Genomic DNA, 392 nt, shown 5'->3' with positions numbered 1-392 from the left:
CTTCTGTGATGCCGATCATGCGGCGGCCGTGGTTGGTGCCGCTGGCGCTGATCAGCTGGGCGCTGGTTTTTAGGCGACCGGCTCGCATTACCAGTATCTCCGAATGATGTGACCGGCGAGGAGGCTGTCGGTAAATCGTAATCGGGTGGTCATGGTGCCAATCATCTCTGACTCTCTGTGTTCGTATTGGCTGCCGATGTGCAGGAGCATCCACTTTTTGATGGATGCTGGAACGGTTTCGGCGCTTTGGTATCCGGCGGTGTATCGGACGATGACGCGCCGACCCTTGAATCCGGGGTAGCTGATGATGGGGTCGTCCCCGTCGAAAAATTCCAGCTGGTCGTTGTCGATCAGGGTGGCGTGGTCGATGGTTTCTCCGTCGATGCTAATGC

Annotated in this window: 1 protein-coding gene; it reads right to left on the bottom strand. The window is 57.4% G+C overall.

Annotated features, from left to right (window positions below; translation table 11 throughout):
* Window positions 1-87 precede the first annotated feature (87 nt).
* On the bottom strand, window positions 88-392 hold a 305-nt coding region (locus Q4563_RS16755), incomplete at its 5' end, for a head-tail connector protein (protein WP_303605296.1).

This window comes from Gilvimarinus sp. 1_MG-2023, assembly GCF_030548285.1.
This window is presented reverse-complemented; position numbering and strand designations above follow the sequence as displayed.